The 18,306-nt window shown below is 54.3% G+C and carries 14 protein-coding genes; 4 read left to right on the plus strand and 10 right to left on the minus strand.

Annotation, left to right across the window (positions count from 1 at the left end; genetic code table 11):
• Positions 1 to 19: 19 nt before the first annotated feature.
• Positions 20 to 1,078, minus strand: a complete 1,059-nt coding sequence (locus A6A26_RS08715; protein WP_063878368.1) for an SDR family oxidoreductase — start codon at positions 1,076 to 1,078, stop codon at positions 20 to 22.
• A 95-nt stretch (positions 1,079 to 1,173) separates the two neighbouring features.
• On the opposite strand from A6A26_RS08715, the gene A6A26_RS08720 reads away from it, so the two are divergent.
• From A6A26_RS08720 to folA, 3 genes are all read left to right on the plus strand, one after another.
• A complete protein-coding gene (locus A6A26_RS08720) occupies positions 1,174 to 2,061 on the plus strand; it encodes a LysR family transcriptional regulator (RefSeq protein ID WP_063878369.1) in 888 nt (295 codons plus the stop codon).
• A gap of 260 nt (positions 2,062 to 2,321) precedes the next feature.
• On the plus strand, positions 2,322 to 3,461 hold the full coding sequence (locus A6A26_RS08725; protein WP_063878370.1) for a porin: 1,140 nt from the start codon (positions 2,322 to 2,324) through the stop codon (positions 3,459 to 3,461).
• 230 nt (positions 3,462 to 3,691) lie between these two features.
• Positions 3,692 to 4,174 carry a type 3 dihydrofolate reductase gene (gene folA / locus A6A26_RS08730; protein WP_063881105.1) on the plus strand — a complete coding sequence of 161 codons (483 nt, stop codon included), beginning with the start codon at positions 3,692 to 3,694 and terminating at the stop codon, positions 4,172 to 4,174.
• A 56-nt stretch (positions 4,175 to 4,230) separates the two neighbouring features.
• Here the strand turns inward: folA and apaH are convergent, their stop codons facing one another.
• The 6 genes from apaH to lptD are packed head-to-tail and all read right to left on the minus strand — an operon-like array spanning position 4,231 to position 11,042.
• Positions 4,231 to 5,088 carry a bis(5'-nucleosyl)-tetraphosphatase (symmetrical) ApaH gene (gene apaH / locus A6A26_RS08735; RefSeq protein ID WP_063878371.1) on the minus strand — a complete coding sequence of 286 codons (858 nt, stop codon included), beginning with the start codon at positions 5,086 to 5,088 and terminating at the stop codon, positions 4,231 to 4,233.
• A gap of 54 nt (positions 5,089 to 5,142) precedes the next feature.
• On the minus strand, positions 5,143 to 5,520 hold the full coding sequence (apaG, locus tag A6A26_RS08740; RefSeq protein WP_063878372.1) for a Co2+/Mg2+ efflux protein ApaG: 378 nt from the start codon (positions 5,518 to 5,520) through the stop codon (positions 5,143 to 5,145).
• Between the two features lie 3 nt (positions 5,521 to 5,523).
• Entirely contained in the window at positions 5,524 to 6,345 is an 822-nt protein-coding gene (gene rsmA / locus A6A26_RS08745; RefSeq protein WP_063878373.1) for a 16S rRNA (adenine(1518)-N(6)/adenine(1519)-N(6))-dimethyltransferase RsmA, read from the minus strand.
• Positions 6,338 to 7,330, minus strand: coding sequence for a 4-hydroxythreonine-4-phosphate dehydrogenase PdxA (pdxA, locus tag A6A26_RS08750; RefSeq protein WP_063878374.1), 993 nt, complete (start codon positions 7,328 to 7,330; stop codon positions 6,338 to 6,340). Before pdxA ends, rsmA begins: the two co-directional genes overlap by 8 nt.
• Complete coding sequence (gene surA, locus A6A26_RS08755; protein ID WP_063878375.1) at positions 7,320 to 8,615, minus strand: peptidylprolyl isomerase SurA; 1,296 nt, start codon at positions 8,613 to 8,615, stop codon at positions 7,320 to 7,322. Before surA ends, pdxA begins: the two co-directional genes overlap by 11 nt.
• Before the next feature lie 54 nt (positions 8,616 to 8,669).
• Positions 8,670 to 11,042 carry an LPS assembly protein LptD gene (lptD, locus tag A6A26_RS08760; protein WP_063881106.1) on the minus strand — a complete coding sequence of 791 codons (2,373 nt, stop codon included), beginning with the start codon at positions 11,040 to 11,042 and terminating at the stop codon, positions 8,670 to 8,672.
• 182 nt (positions 11,043 to 11,224) lie between these two features.
• On the opposite strand from lptD, the gene djlA reads away from it, so the two are divergent.
• Positions 11,225 to 12,040: a co-chaperone DjlA gene (gene djlA / locus A6A26_RS08765; RefSeq protein ID WP_063878376.1), complete on the plus strand. Its 816-nt coding sequence runs from the start codon at positions 11,225 to 11,227 to the stop codon at positions 12,038 to 12,040.
• Positions 12,041 to 12,101: 61 nt separating this feature from the next.
• Here the strand turns inward: djlA and rluA are convergent, their stop codons facing one another.
• The 3 genes from rluA to polB all read right to left on the minus strand — a co-directional run bounded on the left by rluA (position 12,102) and on the right by polB (position 18,215).
• A complete protein-coding gene (gene rluA / locus A6A26_RS08770) occupies positions 12,102 to 12,755 on the minus strand; it encodes a bifunctional tRNA pseudouridine(32) synthase/23S rRNA pseudouridine(746) synthase RluA (RefSeq protein ID WP_063878377.1) in 654 nt (217 codons plus the stop codon).
• A 37-nt stretch (positions 12,756 to 12,792) separates the two neighbouring features.
• On the minus strand, positions 12,793 to 15,699 hold the full coding sequence (gene rapA, locus A6A26_RS08775) for an RNA polymerase-associated protein RapA (protein ID WP_063881107.1): 2,907 nt from the start codon (positions 15,697 to 15,699) through the stop codon (positions 12,793 to 12,795).
• Between the two features lie 155 nt (positions 15,700 to 15,854).
• Positions 15,855 to 18,215 (minus strand): DNA polymerase II, encoded by a 2,361-nt coding sequence (gene polB / locus A6A26_RS08780; RefSeq protein ID WP_063878378.1) that lies wholly within the window; start codon positions 18,213 to 18,215, stop codon positions 15,855 to 15,857.
• Positions 18,216 to 18,306 lie beyond the last annotated feature (91 nt).

Raw genomic sequence — 18,306 nt, forward strand, 5'->3', positions numbered from 1 at the left:
AACGTGCCTGCTACATCTGTCAGGGGATAATCTTCGCCGTTCTGAACTGAGTAAAGAGACGGATAAACATCTCATCGGTCGCACGAAAACCCGTAAACCCCGCCCGCCGCAGTTTGCTGCCATCACCAAACATGTCGTAATCCCAGCTAAACACAAAGTCTGCGAACTGACCGTTACTCAACTTCATGATATCAGGCTCGACCAACAGCGTTTTTTCAGCCAGAGCCTGCCAGGTCTTGCGGTAATCGCTAAAGAGTTGCTGAAACGACAGCTGGACCGGCGGGGCCATCTCCAGTTCAAACCAGCCCGCAATGACCGGCCAGAGTTCACTCCACCGCCAGATGTCACCGTTGTTAACATTGAATGCCTGATTTCTGGCTGCAGGGGCGGTCGAGGCCCATAGCGTGGCGGCAGAAAGTAAGCCGTCATCCGTATGATCGACAATGCTATGCCAGGCTGTTTGTGACCCGGGAAAGCGTAGGGGCAGGCTCTGCGCTTTGCACAGTGAGGCATATATCGCGATACTCAGCGCAAGATTCATGGTATTGCCGGGTAATGCGCTGCCAACCACGCCGGGGCGAAGCGCATGCCAGTTCCAGGTTTTATTGCGCTGAAAGTCGCTTAGCCAGGCCTGTTGCGCCGTATTGAATTCCGCGCCGGGAATGGCAGCATCATTTTCTCTGGCGGGCGTTTTAAAGGGCCCAAGGTGAGCGCCGTAAATTTTGTAGCCCTGCATCAGGCTCACCGTTTCCAGCGGGGCAACTTTCTCAACCTGGGTGACCAGATTACGCAGCAGGGTCACGTTGGGTTCAACCATCTCCTGCCAGTTGGCGGCATTAAGCCAGGCGCTATAGAAAATATGTGTCACGTTACTCAGTGGCGTAAGGGCACGCGCGCTGTCTTTCTCATCCAGCAGATCGACTTTTACAAACGGGACCGCGCCGTGCCGATCGGTGCCTGAACGTGACAGTCCGATAACCTGCCACGCATTCTGCAACAACGTTTTGACCAACTGGCTGCCGACAATACCGCTTGCGCCAGCCACCAGTGCAACTTTAGATTGAGGCTTCTGTGACATTTTCTTTCCTCCGGTTAGGTTGCAGACAGCGTGATATAAATTTCTTTTCGCCGATATCCCCGCAAGCTGATGTCACTTATAAGAGAAATGCGTAAATGAATAACAAGCTCAATGCCATTCGCACCTTTTTACGTGTAGCCGAGGCCGGTTCCTTCTCTGCCGCCGCGCGCCAGTTGGGTATCAAGCAGTCAGCGGTCAGTCAGCAGATCGTCGCACTTGAGGCCGAGCTGGGCGTCGTCTTGCTGCACCGAACGACGCGCGTGATGGTACTGACGGCGCAAGGGGAATATTACCGTGGCCAGATGCGGCCGATACTTGAGGCGATGCTGGCAGTCGAGAGCCAGTTGTCTTCTGCCACTCAGCAGTGGCAAGGCAAGGTAAACATCCAGTTGCCCGGCGGGTTAGGGCGGCTTTTTCTTCCCCACCTGCTCGCGCTGCAAAAGGCGAATCCGGGGTTGAATCTGACGCTGTCGCTCGACGATCGGATATCTGACCTGGCCAGAGAAGGCGTGGATATTGCCTTCCGACTGACCCATGACGCACCGGATGTGTTTCCGGCACGGAAGATCGCCCGAATTGAAACGCCGCTTTTCGCGTCACCGCGTTTTCCGCCAATCGCTTCGCTGGATGCGCTGGCGCTTCACCCGCATGTTCGCTTTAGCAGCATCGACGAGTCTGCGCCATTACGGCTTGTCAGAGATGATGAAACCGTAGAGCTGGCGGTGAATACGGTCTTCAGGGCCAACAGCAGTGAGGGATTATTGCAGGCATTGCAGGCGGACATCGGTGTCGGTGGTATGCAGCTACCGCTTGCAATGGAGGCACTGAAATCCGGCGCGCTTGTCAGGATTTTACCCGCTTATCGCCATCCTGACCGCTTTCTGTATGCCGTTTTTCCGGATGCACGCTTTATTCCTGTCAGGGTAAGAGGCATCGCCACGTTAATCGAAAAGGTGCTGGCCGACCTGCCCGGGGTAAACTGAACGCCTCTGTACGGACGGCATGAAGCGGTGAGAGATAAGAGCGGCCTGAGGGGGTGAATCGCACAGGACAAACCCGGTATGCGTGGCGTCCTGCCAGCTTGACGTTAATATGCTTAAGTTAATTTGATTTAATTTTTAGCCAATCATGCCTAATCCGCTGATTCGCACAAATCTATAATATAAAAAACTACCAGGCTGACATTCACCGTTGTAATATCCGGCTCGCTCATTAATAGAGCCTAAACAGGATATTAATAACAATGAAAGCGCGTTTTTTTTCACTGAGTGCAGTGGCTGCACTGTTGGCCCTGGTGTCTTTTTCCAGCCAGGCTGAAATCACTCTTCTTAAACAAGACCCACAAGCAGGCGATCCCCTTAGCCGTCTCGATTTTAAATTCGGTGGCAGCATTCGTCCTCAGTTCAACCATCAAACCGGCGGGAAGGATCAGTCCTACAAGCGTAACGGCTTTGACGGTGGTTCCCGTTTCCGCTTTAGCGCGGATTACTACCTGTTCGACGATATCAGCTGGACCAGCTACTACGAGCTGGGCGTTAACATTCCGGCTGTATTCAACTGGGATAATCACTACGCTGAAGGGGCGCATGAAACCACGCGTCGCCAGCTCTATACGGGCCTGAAAAGTAAAACCTGGGGCCAGTTGACCTTCGGTCAGCAGAACAGCGTGTATTACGACGTTGTGGGTGCCAAGACGGATATCTGGGATTACGACATGCTGGCCCAGGCACCGGGTAACGGCATTAACGGTGATTACGACGGTTCATACCGTTCTCGCAAGCAGCTGAAATACAAAAACAGTTATGGTGCATTTGATGTTTATGCCTCTTACCTGTTTAGCGATAACGAATATTTGCCGGGCAACGGACTGCGCTATAAGCGTCAGGGTGGCGGCTCGCTGGGTGTGAATTACAACATCACGAACAATCTGGCCTGGGGCACCGCGTGGAACTACACCCGCGCCACCATGCGTAATCCTGTCACCGGCGACAATAAAGATTACGACCAGAACATCTTTGGTACCGCATTAAGCTGGACGCCAGGCAACTGGACCCTGTCAGCAGGAGGCGGCTGGTACCAGAATTTCCTGACGACCAGACAGCGCGATGTGAATAACTATTTTGCTGATGATGCCTGGGGCATTGAATATTATGCCGGTTATAAAATTCCGGTTGCGCAGTATGGCGTCAAAGCCGTTCAGCCTTATGTCATGGGTGACCGCTTAGAATATGTGAATGGCCGCAATTACCAGCGCATTGATAACGGTCTGGGCGTAACCCTGTTCCTGGACTATGGTTTCCGTGTTGATTACGAACATGTCTTCACGTCGAGCACGGACAATCAGGGCGATATGAATCTGGTTCGTTTCCGCTACGATTTCTGATGACCTGCCACGGCTCCCACGGGAGCCGTTTTATTCTCTCTGTTTATCGCGACGTGGCACCATTATCTGGCGACTTTTGGGGCGCGTGGCCCGTCTTACGGAGTAAAACCCTGCACAAAGTCTGAAATACGGTGGCAATGCCGCTTTATGCAATAACCCCCTTTCGCCTATCGACGAAGGTTTAACCTTTACGTATCATGGCGCCTGTTTTTTTCAGCGAGCCTTTTAACATGATTAGTCTTATCGCGGCATTAGCAGCAGATCGCATTATTGGAATGGAAAACGCCATGCCGTGGGACCTGCCTGCAGATCTGGCGTGGTTTAAGCGTAACACCCTGAAAAAACCTGTGATTATGGGCCGACTGACCTTTGAATCGATTGGTCGTCCATTGCCTGGCAGGCTGAATATTGTGGTCAGCAGCAAGCCGGGTAAAGCGGAAGGCGTCACCTGGGTGACATCGCTGGATGATGCGATCAACGCGGCGGGTGACGCTGAAGAGATCATGGTAATTGGCGGTGGTCGTATCTATGCGCAAATGCTGGCGCGCGCCGACCGTCTTTATCTGACGCACATTGATGCGGAAGTCGAAGGTGATACGCAATTCCCGGATTACGAACCGGATGAGTGGCACTCGACGTTCAGTGAGTTTCATGATGCGGATGCGCAGAACTCCCACAGTTACTGCTTCGAGATTCTTGAACGCCGCCGTTAATGAATACGCAGTAAAAAAACGCCTTGTCATAACAAGGCGTTTTTTATGGCTGCGGGTTAGCGGGCTGACTGCTGCGGAGCAAGGTCGTCCGGTAAGGATAACTGGCGGTTCGATGGCTGAACGTAATAGCGTTGCGTTTCCCAGTGCAGGAGCGTCAGGTTACCGCCCCAGCAGCAACCGGTATCCAGACCGATAATACCTGCCGGCGTGCCTTTACCCTCAAGTGACGCCCAGTGACCAAAGACAATCGTGTGATCGCGTGCGACCGGGCCTTCAATCATAAACCAGGGCTTTAAAGGCGGCGGCGCGGATTCCGGCGCATCCTTACAGATCATATCCAACTGACCATTGGGAAAGCAGAAGCGCATCCGGGTCAGGGCGTTGGTGGAGAAACGCAGGCGTGCCAGACCGGTCAGGGAGTCGTTCCAGTTGTTAGGCATGTCACCATACATCGCATCAAGAAACAGCGGATAGCTGTCGCTGGACAGCACGGCTTCCACTTCGCGTGCACAGCGTTGCGCTGTATCCAAATCCCACTGCGGGGTAATCCCGGCATGGCCCATCACCAGCTTTTTCTCTTCGTCCACCTGAAGCAGCGGCTGACGGCGCAGCCAGTTAATCAGCTCATCAGCATCTTCCGCTTCCAGCAGCGGCGTCAGGCGATCTTTAGGCTTATTACGGCTGATACCGGCATAGACAGCCAGCAGATGCAGATCGTGATTACCCAGCACCAGACGAACACTGTCACCCAGTGACTTGACGTAGCGCAGAACGTCCAGCGAGCCAGGGCCCCGCGCGACCAGATCACCCGTCAGCCATAATGTATCCTGACTGGGATCATAGTTAACCTGGTTTAGCAGAGCACGTAATTCATCGTAACAACCGTGAACGTCGCCAATCAGGTAAGTATTCATAGAGGATTATCCAACTAAAACAGTCGCCCGAGATACGGGCGAGAGACATCAAAATCAATGAATATGGGTTTGAATCGCGAGGCGGAATACCGGGATTTCAACGTGGAATTCGTCGCCTTGCTCATCGACCATCACATAGTGACCTTGCATGGTGCCCATTGGGGTTTCAAGAACAGCACCACTGGTGTACTGATATTCATTTCCCGGCGCAATATGCGGCTGTTCGCCGATCACGCCTTCACCCTGAACTTCTGTTTCACGGCCGTTACCGTTCGTAATTAGCCAGTAACGCCTGAGCAGCTGCACAGAAGACCGGCCTACGTTGCGAATCGTGACGGTATAAGCAAAGACATAGCGCTCTTCGTCCGGTGAGGACTGAGAGGCGACATACAGACTTTGTACGTGTAGCGATACGCGGGCCGGTTCACTCATGGGTTACTCCTGGGTTTTATCCAGATGGTCTGCCAGCCAGTTTGCTAACTGGCAATACTGTGCAACCGAAACATTCTCGGCACGTAAGCCGGTATCGATCGCCAGCGCGTCCAGCGCGCCTGCCTCCACCATATGGCTCAGGCTGTTGCGCAGTGTTTTACGGCGTTTACCGAATGCTTCAGTGGTTATACGGCTCAGAATACGCACGTCTTTAACCGGATGAGGCGGTGCCATATAAGGCACTAACCGCACGACCGCCGAATCCACTTTCGGTGGCGGGGTAAAGGAGTGCGGCGGAACTTCCAGCACCGGAATGATCTGACAATAGTACTGAGCCATGACGCTCAGACGACCATAGGCTTTACTGCCAGGACCGGCAACCAGACGATTAACCACCTCTTTCTGCAGCATAAAGTGCATATCTTTAATCGAACCAGTATAGCTGAACAGATGGAACATCAGCGGGGTCGAGATATTGTAGGGCAGGTTACCAAAGACACGCAGCGGCTGGCCTTTCTCTTTGGCCAGCGCGGCGAAATCAAACGTCATAGCATCCTGCTGAAAAATCGTCAGCTTGGGGCCCAAAAACGGATGGGTTTGCAGGCGTGCAGCAAGATCGCGATCTAACTCCACCACCGTTAAACTGTCGAGGCGTTCGCCTACCGGTTCAGTGAGTGCACCAAGGCCGGGGCCAATTTCCACTATCGCCTGATCGCGTTGTGGGTGAATGGCGGAGACGATACTGTCGATAATATATTGATCGTTCAGGAAGTTCTGCCCGAAACGTTTACGGGCATAGTGCCCCTGATGGACGCGATTATTCATTACTGCTCTTGATCATAGTGATGGCGAGGTTAAGCGCCGTGATAAAGCTGCCCGCGTCAGCCTGACCCAGGCCGGCTAATTCAAGCGCGGTGCCGTGGTCAACTGAGGTGCGGATAAACGGCAGGCCGAGGGTAATATTGACCGCCCGACCAAATCCCTGAAACTTGAGTACCGGTAAACCCTGATCGTGGTACATCGCCAGCACTGCATCGGCACGTTGCAGATATTTCGGCTGGAACAGGGTATCCGCAGGCAGCGGACCGGTCAGTTGTATGCCTTGCTGACGAAGTTCATTCAATGCCGGGATGATCGTATCTATCTCTTCCCGCCCCATGTGGCCGCCTTCTCCCGCATGAGGATTCAGTCCGCAGACAAAAATATGCGGCTGGGCAATGGCAAACTTATTTCTGAGATCCTGATGCAGGATCGTGATCACTTCATGCAGACAATCACGGGTAACGGCGGCGGCAACATCTTTTAACGGCAGATGGGTGGTGGCCAGAGCCACACGGAGCTGCTCAGTCGCCAACATCATCACCACGCGCTGAGCACCTGCACGATCGGCAAAAAATTCAGTATGGCCGGTAAACGGAATGCCCGCGTCGTTAATCACGCCTTTGTGCACGGGGCCGGTAATTAAGGCCGAAAACTCCCCGGATAAGCACCCGTCACAGGCGCGGGCCAGGGTTTCCAGCACGTAGTTGCTGTTGGCGACGCATAGCGTGCCTGGCGTGACCGGCTGCGGTAGCTCAACGGGAAGGACGGTAAGCGTGCCGGCCTGTTGCGGTTCGGCTGTGCGGGCGGGATCGTAAACGCGCAACGTCAACGGCAACCCCAGCTGTGCGGCACGTTGCAGCAACAGCTGAGGGGACGCACAGACAACCAGTTCAACGGGCCAGGCCTGCTGGGCCAGTTGAACGGCAAGATCGGGACCAATCCCGGCGGGTTCGCCGGGCGTGATCACCACACGAAAATCACTGCGCATTGTTATCCAGAATTTTCACGTAAGCCCCGGCGCGCTGTTCCTGCATCCAGGTCTGCGCTTCTTCCGCAAACTTACGGTTAAACAGCATGCGATAGGCGCGCTCTTTCTGGGCCGCATCGGTTTTATCAACCTGGCGAGTATCCAGCAGTTGAATCAGGTGCCAACCAAAAGAGGAGTGAACCGGCTGGCTGGTTTCGCCTTTTTTCAGACGTAGCAACGCATCGCGGAAAGCCGGATCGTACGCTTCTGGTGAGGTCCAGCCCAGATCGCCACCCTGATTCGCGGAACCTGGATCGTCAGAGAATTGCTTGGCTGCCGCGGCAAAGGTGGTTTTACCACTGCGAATATCGGCAGCAATCTGCTCCAGCCTGGCGCGAGCCTGATCGTCGGTCATGATCGGAGAAGGCTTCAACAGAATGTGACGCGCATGTACTTCGGTCACAGAGACGTTTTTGCTCTCGCCGCGCAGGTCGTTCACTTTCAAAATATGGAAACCTACACCTGAGCGGATAGGGCCAACAATATCGCCTTTCTTCGCCGTGGTCAGCGCCTGAGCAAACAGGGTAGGCAGCTCTTCGATTTTCGCCCAGCCCATATTACCGCCTTTCAGCGCCTGAGAGTCGGCGGAGTAGGTTACGGCCAGCTTGCCAAAGTCCGCACCACCTTTCAGTTCAGTCATCAGCTGTTTTGCCAGCTTTTCCTGATCGTCAACCTGCTGCTGCGTCGGGTTTTCCGGCAGTGGCAGCAGAATGTGACTGATGTTCATTTCCGTGCCCTGGGTGTTCTGCGCGCCAACCTGCTGCGCCAGCGTATCCACTTCCTGCGGCAGGATCGTGACCCGACGGCGTACTTCATTATTCCGCACTTCCGAGATCAGCATCTCTTTACGAATCTGAGCCCGATAGGTGTTGTAGTTCATTCCATCATAAGCCAGGCGGCTACGCAGTTGATCAACGCTCATGCGGTTTTGCGCGGCAATATTCTGGATAGCCTGATCCAGTTGCTGATCGCTGATTTGCAAACCGGCTTTATCGCCCAGTTGCATAATAATCGCGTCCATGATCTCACGTTCGAGGATCTGATGGCGCAACGTTTTGTCATCGGGCAACTGCTGACCTGCTTGCTTCGCCTGAGATTTAACGGTGCTCATCATGCTGTCCACATCACTCTCCAGGACCACACCGTTATTCACTACAGCTGCAACTTTATCAACCACTTGTGGTGCTGCGAACACGGTGTTGGCACTTATCGCCACACCAAGAATCAGCATTCTCCAGTTCTTCATACTTTATCCATTATTGGTTCCGCACTGCGGGATTGCCTGTCAAACATCACAACATCAGAATGCATGCTGATAAGGGATGATTCCCTGAGCCAGCATCTGGCCGGTGCCCAGCCCATAATTTGAACTCAGGCCACGTAACTCAATGTTGAATGAGATTTGGTTGTCATACTTACTGTCGTTGTTTTGCCAACCGTTGATTTTGCGTTCATAGCCCAGACGAACCGCGTAACAACAAGAGCTGTACTGCAGGCCAACCAACTGTGATGCAGGACGATTATTACGCGTATCATAGTAATACGCGCCAACCACCGACCAGGCGTCATGGATCGGCCAGCTCGCCGTCGTACCAACTTGTGAAATCCCGTTTTTATAAATCGGGTTATTCACCAGTGAGCTGTCATTTAGCGCAGAAGCAACATACTCCGGGCTACTGTAACGGTAGCTCAACTGCACCATACGGTCAGCGTCACGACGGTATTCCAGCACGGTATTACCCTGCGCGACGTTATTCAGGCGGGTATCGTATTGCAGCCCGCCACGCACGCCCCAACGATCGCTTATCTTCCAGTAGCTGTCACCTGCCCACAGGAGACTGCCGGTATCATCTTCTTTGTTGACCTGGTTAACGCCCGTACGAGAAGGCGTAAACGAATAGATTTGACCCACAGAAACGTTAAAACGTTCAACCAGATCGGTATCATAAATTCGCGTCGTCACACCGGTTGCAACCTGGTTGGCCGATGCGATGCGATCCAGACCGCTGTATGAGCGATCGCGGAACAGGCCGGTATAGTCGGTTTGCAACAGGGTGGAGTCGTAAGGATAGATATCACTCTGGTCACGATACGGGATATAGAGGTACTGAACCCGGGGTTCCAGCGTCTGGGTATAACCCTGCGCCCAGTCCATATCACGGTCAAACACCATGCGACCATCGACCTTAAACTGAGGCAAGGTGCGGTTGACGGAGTCTTTCAGCACACCACTGGTGGTGCTGCTCGGTGCAAAGTTAGTGTTGTAGTAATCAACATCTTTTTGCTGGTAGTGCGTCGCCAGAAACTTGGCTTCGGTATCCAGGCTGGCCCAGCCGTTTGATAACGGCAGATTGATGGTGGGCTCAACATGTAAACGTGTGGTTTCAGGGAAACTACTGTTTACGTTGGTGAACTTCACAGCCTGCGCATAAATGCGCGTGTCAAACGGGCCGACATCGTTCTGATACCAGTTCACATCCAGTTGCGGGAAGGCGCGATAGACGTTGCTGTTGCTGGTATTACCAAAAATCTGGAAGTCTTTGGTCGACAGGGTCGCGTCCCAGTTGGTATCCGCGTAGCCCACGCTAAATTTCTGCGAGGCGTAACCGTCAGTCGAGCTGTAATAAGGTGAGGTCAGATCGTTGAAATAATACTGATCGCTGACTTTGGTGTAGTCAGCGCTAAAACGCCAGTGCTGGTCATAAACACCTGAATGGCGCCAGTAAAATAACCAGCGGTCGGAACTGTCATTTTGGGCGATGCCGCGCGCGGCTTTATCGTTGTCGTACTGCTTATCCGATGCCAGATAGTCGAACTCAACGATGCCTGCACCCGCCTGGGTCAGGTAGCGGAATTCATTCTGCAATTGCAGCCCGCGCTTACTCATGTAATGCGGCGTAATGGTGGCATCCGCCTGCGGCGCGATGTTCCAGTAATAAGGCAGAATGAATTCAAAACCGTTGCTGCTGCCGTATTTGGCGTTGGGGATCAGGAAGCCTGAACGGCGGCGGTCGCCCAGCGGCAGCTGCATATAGGGACTGTAGAATACGGGAACCGAACCGAGCTTAAAGCGCGCATTCCAGATTTCAGCAACCTCTTCCTGACGATCCTGAATAATCTCAGAACCGGCAACGCTCCAGCTGTTACTGCCAGGCAGACAGGAGGTGAAGGTTCCGTTTTCCATAATGGTGTAACGGTTTTCTCCGCGCAGCTTCATTTGATCGCCAGTGCCTCGCCCCTGGCGGTCTACCATCTGATAATCGCCGTTCCAGACGTTCGTATCTTTGGTATTAAGATTTGACCAGGCTTTCGGACCTTTCAGGATGACCTGATTGTCATCGTAGTGCACATTACCTAGCGCATCCACAGTACGGACGGGAACCGTCTGCCCTTCGGGCTGGCGTTGATGAAGCTGGACTTCGTCTGCCAGCATGCGGCTGTTGCCTTGCTTAACATCCACATCACCTGTGAATACCGCATCGTCAGGGTAGTTGCCTTTCAGTGAATCCGAGTGAATAGTAACGGGCAGCTGATTAGGATCGCCGTTAACCAGGGGACGATTGTAACTGGGTACGCCCAACATACACTGCGACATTAAATCGTCGGCGAAGGCTTGCTGGCTAATGGCTGCGCCGATCATGGTGGCCAGCAGAGTAGGTATATGTTTTTTCATACGCGGTATCGAAAATTCCATGAAAACTGGCATCATGCCGACAATCGGGTCAGAGACTAACGCACTGCCTGGCGTTGTGCCAGTGTTAATCCTTTTCTGTCCGCGCTGCCGTTAGGCGCTGAGATAAATGACAGGTATGATAATGCAATTTTCAGCCGTAAGCATGGCGAATTGAGGAGTTTATGCGCTACTGGGGAAAAGTTATAGGTTTAGTGCTTGGATTGCTGTCCGGCGCAGGCTTTTGGGGAATTGTAATTGGTCTGATCGTTGGGCATGGATTTGATAAGGTTCGCGGTGCGCAGAGCAAGGCTTACTTCTCAAATAATCAGACCCGGCAGTCACTGTTTTTCAGTACGACTTTTCAGGTCATGGGGCACTTAACCAAGTCCAAAGGGCGCGTAACCGAAGCGGATATCCAGATTGCCTCGCTGTTTATGGATCGCATGCAGTTGCACGGAGAGGCCCGAACGGCTGCTCAGCGTGCTTTTCGTGAAGGCAAACAGGGCGAGTATCCGTTACGTAATAAATTGCGTGAATTACGCAGCGCCTGCTTCGGCCGTTTTGATCTGATTAGGATGTTTCTGGAAATTCAGATTCAGGCGGCCTTTGCCGATGGCTCACTGCATCCCAATGAACGTCAGGTGCTGTATGTGATTGGTGAAGAACTGGGGATTTCACGCAGCCAGTTCGACCAGTTTCTGCGCATGATGGAAGGGGGCCAGCAGTTCGGTGGCGGCCGCAGCTACTCGCAACAGGGTGGCTTTCAACAGGCGCAACGTGGCCCGACGCTCTCGGATGCCTGCAATGTGTTGGGCGTGAAAACGACGGATGATGCCACCACCATTAAACGCGCCTATCGCAAGCTGATGAGTGAACATCACCCGGATAAGCTGGTGGCGAAAGGCCTGCCGCCAGAAATGATGGAAATGGCCAAACAGAAAGCGCAGGACATTCAGTCAGCTTACGATCTGATTCGCAAAGAAAAAGGGTTTAAGTAAGCGGTTGATGCGCGCCCGGGCGAATGGCCAGGGCGCGCGAATACCCGGCATGGCGCGCGGGTTAAAAATCGGCAGGCTGCCTGAAGGTCATGGCATTACCAAACGCTGGGTGCGTAATGGTTAATGATTCGGCATGCAGCAGAAGGCGCTCTGCCATGGCTTTTGCTTCCGGATGGGCATAAAAACCGTCCCCCAGAATCGGATGGCCCAGCGCCAGCATATGCACGCGCAGCTGGTGCGACCGCCCGGTAATCGGCTTCAGTACAACGCGGGCGCTGTTATCTTCGCGATATTCAATCACCTGATAGTCGGTTTGTGCCGACTTGCCGGTCTCGAAACACACTTTTTGTTTTGGGCGATTTGGCCAGTCGCAAATCAGCGGTAAATCCACCACGCCTTTCTCGTGGGCCGGATGGCCCCAGATCCGGGCCACATAGGTCTTCGCGGGTTCGCGCTCGCGAAACTGGCGTTTAAGCTCGCGTTCGGCGGCTTTCGTCAGGGCAACCACTATCACGCCACTGGTCGCCATATCCAGCCGGTGCACGGACTCAGCCTCGGGATAATCGCGTTGAATCCGCGTCATCACGCTGTCTTTGTGCTCTTCAAGCCGGCCGGGTACCGAAAGCAGGCCGCTGGGCTTATTCACCACCATGATGTGGGCATCCTGATACAGGATGTGCAGCCAGGGCTCCTGCGGCGGATTATAGGGTTCCATAGGTTATTCCAAAAAAGAGGGCCTTGCGGCCCTGAACTTATTGATGCGTAACCACAATCAGACGCAGTGCGTCCAGTCGCCAGTTGGCCTCATCCAGACTCTCCAGCACCTGCTGGCGATTGCTTTCTAACGCCTCGACTTCATCGTCACGGATGTTGGGGTTCACGGCTCTCAGGGCTTCAAGACGGGATAACTCGGCCCCCAGCTTTTCGCCTGCCTCACGCCGCGCCGCGTCAATGACGGCGCGCGCTTCACTGACGACTTCTTTTTCGGCCAGCGTAAGAATCGCGTGAACATCCTGCTGTACGGCATTCACCAGCTTACTGCCGGTATGGCGGTTAACCGCATTCAACTGACGGTTGAAACTCTCGAACTCCACTTTACCGGCCAGATTCGTACCGTTGCGATCTAACAGCAGACGCACGGGCGTTGGCGGCAGAAAACGGGTGAGTTGCAGATGTTTCGGCGCCTGCGCTTCCACCACATAGATCATTTCGACCAACAGCGTTCCCACGGGTAAGGCCTTATTCTTCAACAATGACAGCGCACAGCTCCCGGTGTCACCCGACAGGATCAGATCCAACCCATTACGGATTAACGGATGTTCCCAGGTGATAAACTGCGTATCTTCACGAGATAGGGCCTGATCGCGATTGAAGGTGATCGTGCAGCCATCTTCTGGCAGGCCCGGGAAATCCGGCACCAGCATATGATCCGATGGCGTCAGCACTATCAGGTTATCGCTGCGGTCTTCCTGATTGATTCCCACGATGTCGAACAGGTTGAGGGCAAAGTTAACCAGCTCAGTATCATTGTCCTGCTCGGCGATGGTATTCGCCAGCGCCTGAGCGGCGTCGCCACCGTTAGAGTTCAGTTCCAGCAGACGATCGCGGCCCTGTTCCAACTGGGATTTCAGCGCGTCATGCTGCTTGCGGCATTCAATGATGAAATCATCAAAACCGTCGCTGTTTTCCGGCGCAGCCAGATAGTTGATCAGCTCTGCGTGAACGCTGTCATAGATTGCTCTGCCGGTCGGACAGGTGTGCTCAAACGCATCCAGCCCTTCGTGATACCAGCGCAGCAGCACGGCCTGCGCCGTTTTCTCCAGCCACGGCACCAGAATCTGGATATCGTGTGCCTGACCAATACGATCCAGACGACCAATACGCTGTTCCAGCAGATCCGGGTTAAACGGCAGATCGAACATGACCAGACGGCTGGCGAACTGGAAGTTACGGCCTTCGGAGCCAATTTCGGAACACAGCAGCACTTGCGCACCGTTCTCGTCTGAAGCAAACCAGGCAGCGGCCCGATCGCGTTCAATAATCGACAAGCCTTCGTGGAACACCGCAGCGCGAATCCCTTCCCGTTCACGCAAGACCTGTTCCAACTGCAGCGCCGTCGCGGCCTGAGCGCAGATCACCAGCACCTTCTCTTTACGGTTACTGGTGAGATAACCCATAAGCCATTCAACGCGTGGATCGAAGTTCCACCAGGTGCCGGTATCGCCTTCGAATTCCTGATAGATCTGCTCCGGGTAGAGCAGGTCGCGCGCACGCGCCTCTGCGCTTTTGCGCGTTCCCATAATACCGGACACTTTAATGGCGGTTTGATACTGCGCAGGCAGCGGCAGACGGATCTGGTGCAGCTCACGTTTAGGGAAGCCTTTCACACCGTTACGCGTATTACGGAACAGAACGCGGCTGGTGCCGTGGCGATCCATCAGCATAGAAATGAGTTCTTTGCGCGCGTCCTGCTTGCCTTCACGGTCGCTGTTTGCCACCTGCAGCAGCGGTTCAATGTCCTGCTCGCCGACCAGCTCATTGATCATATTCATCTCGCTTTGTGAGATGGCATGATCGGCCAGCAGCGAGGTGACCGCGTCCGCAATCGGACGGAAGTGCTGCTGCTCTTCAACGAAGGCGGCAAAATCATGAAAACGATTAGGATCGAGCAGGCGCAGACGCGCAAAGTGGCTCTCCATGCCCAACTGTTCTGGCGTTGCCGTCAGTAACAGGACGCCCGGCGTTTTTTCGGCCAGTTTTTCGATAACCTGATATTCACGGCTGGGTTCGCCTTCGGACCAGGCCAGGTGATGGGCTTCATCGACCACCATTAAATCCCAGTCGGCCTCCGCCAGCTTATCCAGACGCTGTTTATTACGACGGACAAAGTCCAGCGAGCAGATAATCAACTGCTCGGTGTCAAAGGCATTATCACTGTCATGCTGTGCTTCGGCATAGCGATCGTCATCGAACAGGGCAAACCGCAGGTTGAAGCGGCGCAGCATTTCTACCAGCCACTGATGTTGCAGGGTTTCCGGCACCACAATAAGCACGCGCTCAGCCCGGCCCGCTAACAGCTGCTGCTGGATAATCATGCCGGCTTCAATGGTTTTACCTAAGCCCACTTCATCCGCCAGCAGAACGCGCGGCGCATGGCGACGACCCACATCGTGAGCAATGTGCAACTGATGTGGAATCAGGTTGGTGCGCATGCCGCGCAGGCCGCTGACAGGCAGACGATACTGCTCACTTTGGTATTTACGTGCACGAAAACGCAGGGCGAAGCGATCCATACGATCAAGCTGGCCTGCGAATAACCGGTCCTGAGGCTTACTGAACACCAGTTTGCTGTCGAGCATCACTTCGCGCAGCATAACGTCGGTTTCCTGGGTATCAAGGCGCGTACCGATATAGGTAATCAGGTCATTGTCATTGCGGACTTCATCGACCTGCATCTGCCAGCCTTCGTGGCTGGTAACGGTATCACCCGGATTAAAAATCACGCGAGTGACCGGCGAGTCGTTGCGAGCGTAGAGGCGATTTTCCCCTGTGGCCGGAAAAATCAACGTGATCATGCGAGTATCAATCGCCACCACGGTGCCTAATCCCAGTTCACTTTCTGTATCACTGATCCAACGCTGACCTAATGTAAAAACCATATAATTTTTGCTCGAATTTTTAACGTTTTTGAAGGTGTTCCCCATTCTCAGGCAATAGCATGTCAACCAGGCAAAAGGGCCTGGTACGTCATGTCAGAGCAGTGAGTTTTGAGGAAGGGCATTATGGTACTGGATGGCAGGGCATTCGTCACCTGTCAAAAAAGCCCTAACTGCCCGGTAATGAGTGTAGCAAAGTCACCCTCGACGAAGGGCAGAATGCCTTCGGCTACGGGTTGCAGCTGTTTTGTGACGTAATGATCGTAGTCCAGCGGCGTGGTTCGGGCCTCCACGGGCTCAGGACCGCCGGTGGCAATCACATAGCGAATGCGGCCGCCGGTCTGGTATTGCAGCGGCCTGCCCAGTTTACGGTTCTGTTCATCAGCCAGGCGGGCGGCGCGAACGTGCGGCGGCACGTTCCGTTCATACTCGTTCAGCGGGCGGCGCAGGCGCTTTTTGTAAATCAGCTGATCGTCCAGCTCGCCCGCCAGTAATTGCGCCACGGTGGTACGGACATATTCCTCCCACGGCTGGCGATGAAATATCCGGCTGTAAAGCGCCTGCTGAAACTGCTGCGCCAGCGGCGTCCAGTCGGTACGTACCGATTCCAGCCCTTTAAACACCATACGTTCACCTTCGGCCTCCCGAATTAAGCCGGCATAACGTTTCTTACTGCCCTGTTCGGCACCGCGAATGGTGGGCATCAGGAAGCGGCAAAAGTGATTTTCATACTCCAGCTCCAGTGCGCTGGTCAGGCCGTATTGCTGTTGCAGATGCGTGCGCCACCAGTGATTAACCTTCACCGCCAGCGAGCGGCCAATGGCTTCTGCATCGGCTTCACTGTGGGCGGATTTGAGCCAGACAAAAGTTGAGTCGGTATCGCCATAAATCACATCATAGCCTTCGGCTTCAATGAGCTCGCGGGTTTGCTGCATGATGGCGTGACCGCGCAGGGTGATGGAGGAAGCCAGCCGTGGGTCAAAAAAGCGACAGGCGCTGGTGCCCAGCACGCCGTAAAACGCATTCATGATGATTTTCAGCGCTTGCGACAGCGGTTTATTACCCTGCTGTTTTGCGGTTTCACGTCCCTGCCAAATCTGTTCAACGATAGCCGGCAGGCAGTGCGTTGTGCGGGAGAAACGTGCCTCGCGGAAACCGGTGACGGAGTCAGCGTCAGCAGGGTGCGCCAGGCCGTCAATCAGGCCGACGGGATCGATCAGGAAAGTGCGGATAATCGACGGGTACAGGCTTTTATAATCCAGCACCAGCACCGAATCATACAGGCCGGGACGGGAATCCATTACGTAACCACCGGGGCTGGCCTCTGGTGCAACATCGCCAGGATTAGGCGCAACAAAACCGACCCGATGCATGCGGGGGATATACAGATGACTGAAGGCTGCGACGGAGCCGCCGTGGCGATCGACTGCCAGCCCGTTGACGGCTGCGCGCTCCAGCAAAAACGGCATAATCTCGGTTTTGTGGAAGATGCGCGTCACCAGCTCACAGTCTTTCAGGTTATAGCGCGCCAGCGCCGGTTTATCGTTGGCAAAACGCCAGTTGATCTCTTCCATGCGCTGCCACGGATTATCAATGGCTTTGCCTTCACCAAGCAGCTGCTGCGAGACGGCCTCCAGACTAAAAGAGGGAAAGTCCCAGAAGGCGGATTTCAGCGCATCAATGCCATCGATAATCAGGCGTCCGCTGGCCTGGGCAAAAAAAACGCCGGGTTTAAAACCGTGCTCTCGCCACTCCAGCACGGCCTGCTGTCGGCCAAGACGCAACGGAATGCCGTAGCGGTCGGCGTGTTTTTGCAGCACACGCAGGTCAAACTGCACCACGTTCCAGCCGATGATCACATCTGGGTCGTTGTCGGCAAACCAGCGATTAAGCGCGTCCAGCAACTGCGGGCGGCTTTCAAGGTAGATGAGTTCGAAATCCAGTGCGCTGGCATCACCGTTAGGCGGCCCCAGCATGTAAACCTGGCGCTGACCGCAGCCCTCCAGGCCGATGCAGTAAAGCTCCCCGTGCTGAGTGGTTTCGATATCCAGCGATACCCACTTTAGTGGCGGGCGGTAATCAGGATGAGGTTTAAGACGAGCGTTAACCACCGAATCGCCCTGAATATCTCCATCGAACCACACGGGCGCGGTAATAAACCGTTCCATCAGATAGCGCTCGGGGGGACGGATATCGGATTCATAGAGAGGAATACCGTTTTCACGCAGTTTTTTTTCAATCCACTGCAACTGACGGTGCTGGCGGCAGTAAAGGCCAAATACCGGACGGCGGCGAAAATCTTTTAACTGCAAAGGTTGGATGCGCAGCTGACGCTCGTCCTGCAACAGCGATTCCGCCTGGGCCTGATATTCAACGGGAATAAAGGCCACCGATTCCTGCGCGGGCAGCACGACGCGCTGAGCACCTGAATCGGTGGCCAGCCAGAGCGTAATTTCAGTGCCTTGCGGCGTATCGCGCCAGTGACGGCTGAGCAGAAACCCTGCGCGGGGCTTATTCACGTATTCTCCAGGCAGACAGCGAGTCGGAAGTGTAGGTTAAAAAGTATAACATGGATATTTATACAGTGTCTGCCGGTGCGTTTTGTCAATA

It is taken from the genome of Pantoea sp. OXWO6B1 (genome assembly GCF_001641135.1).
Lineage (GTDB): Bacteria > Pseudomonadota > Gammaproteobacteria > Enterobacterales > Enterobacteriaceae > Pantoea > Pantoea allii.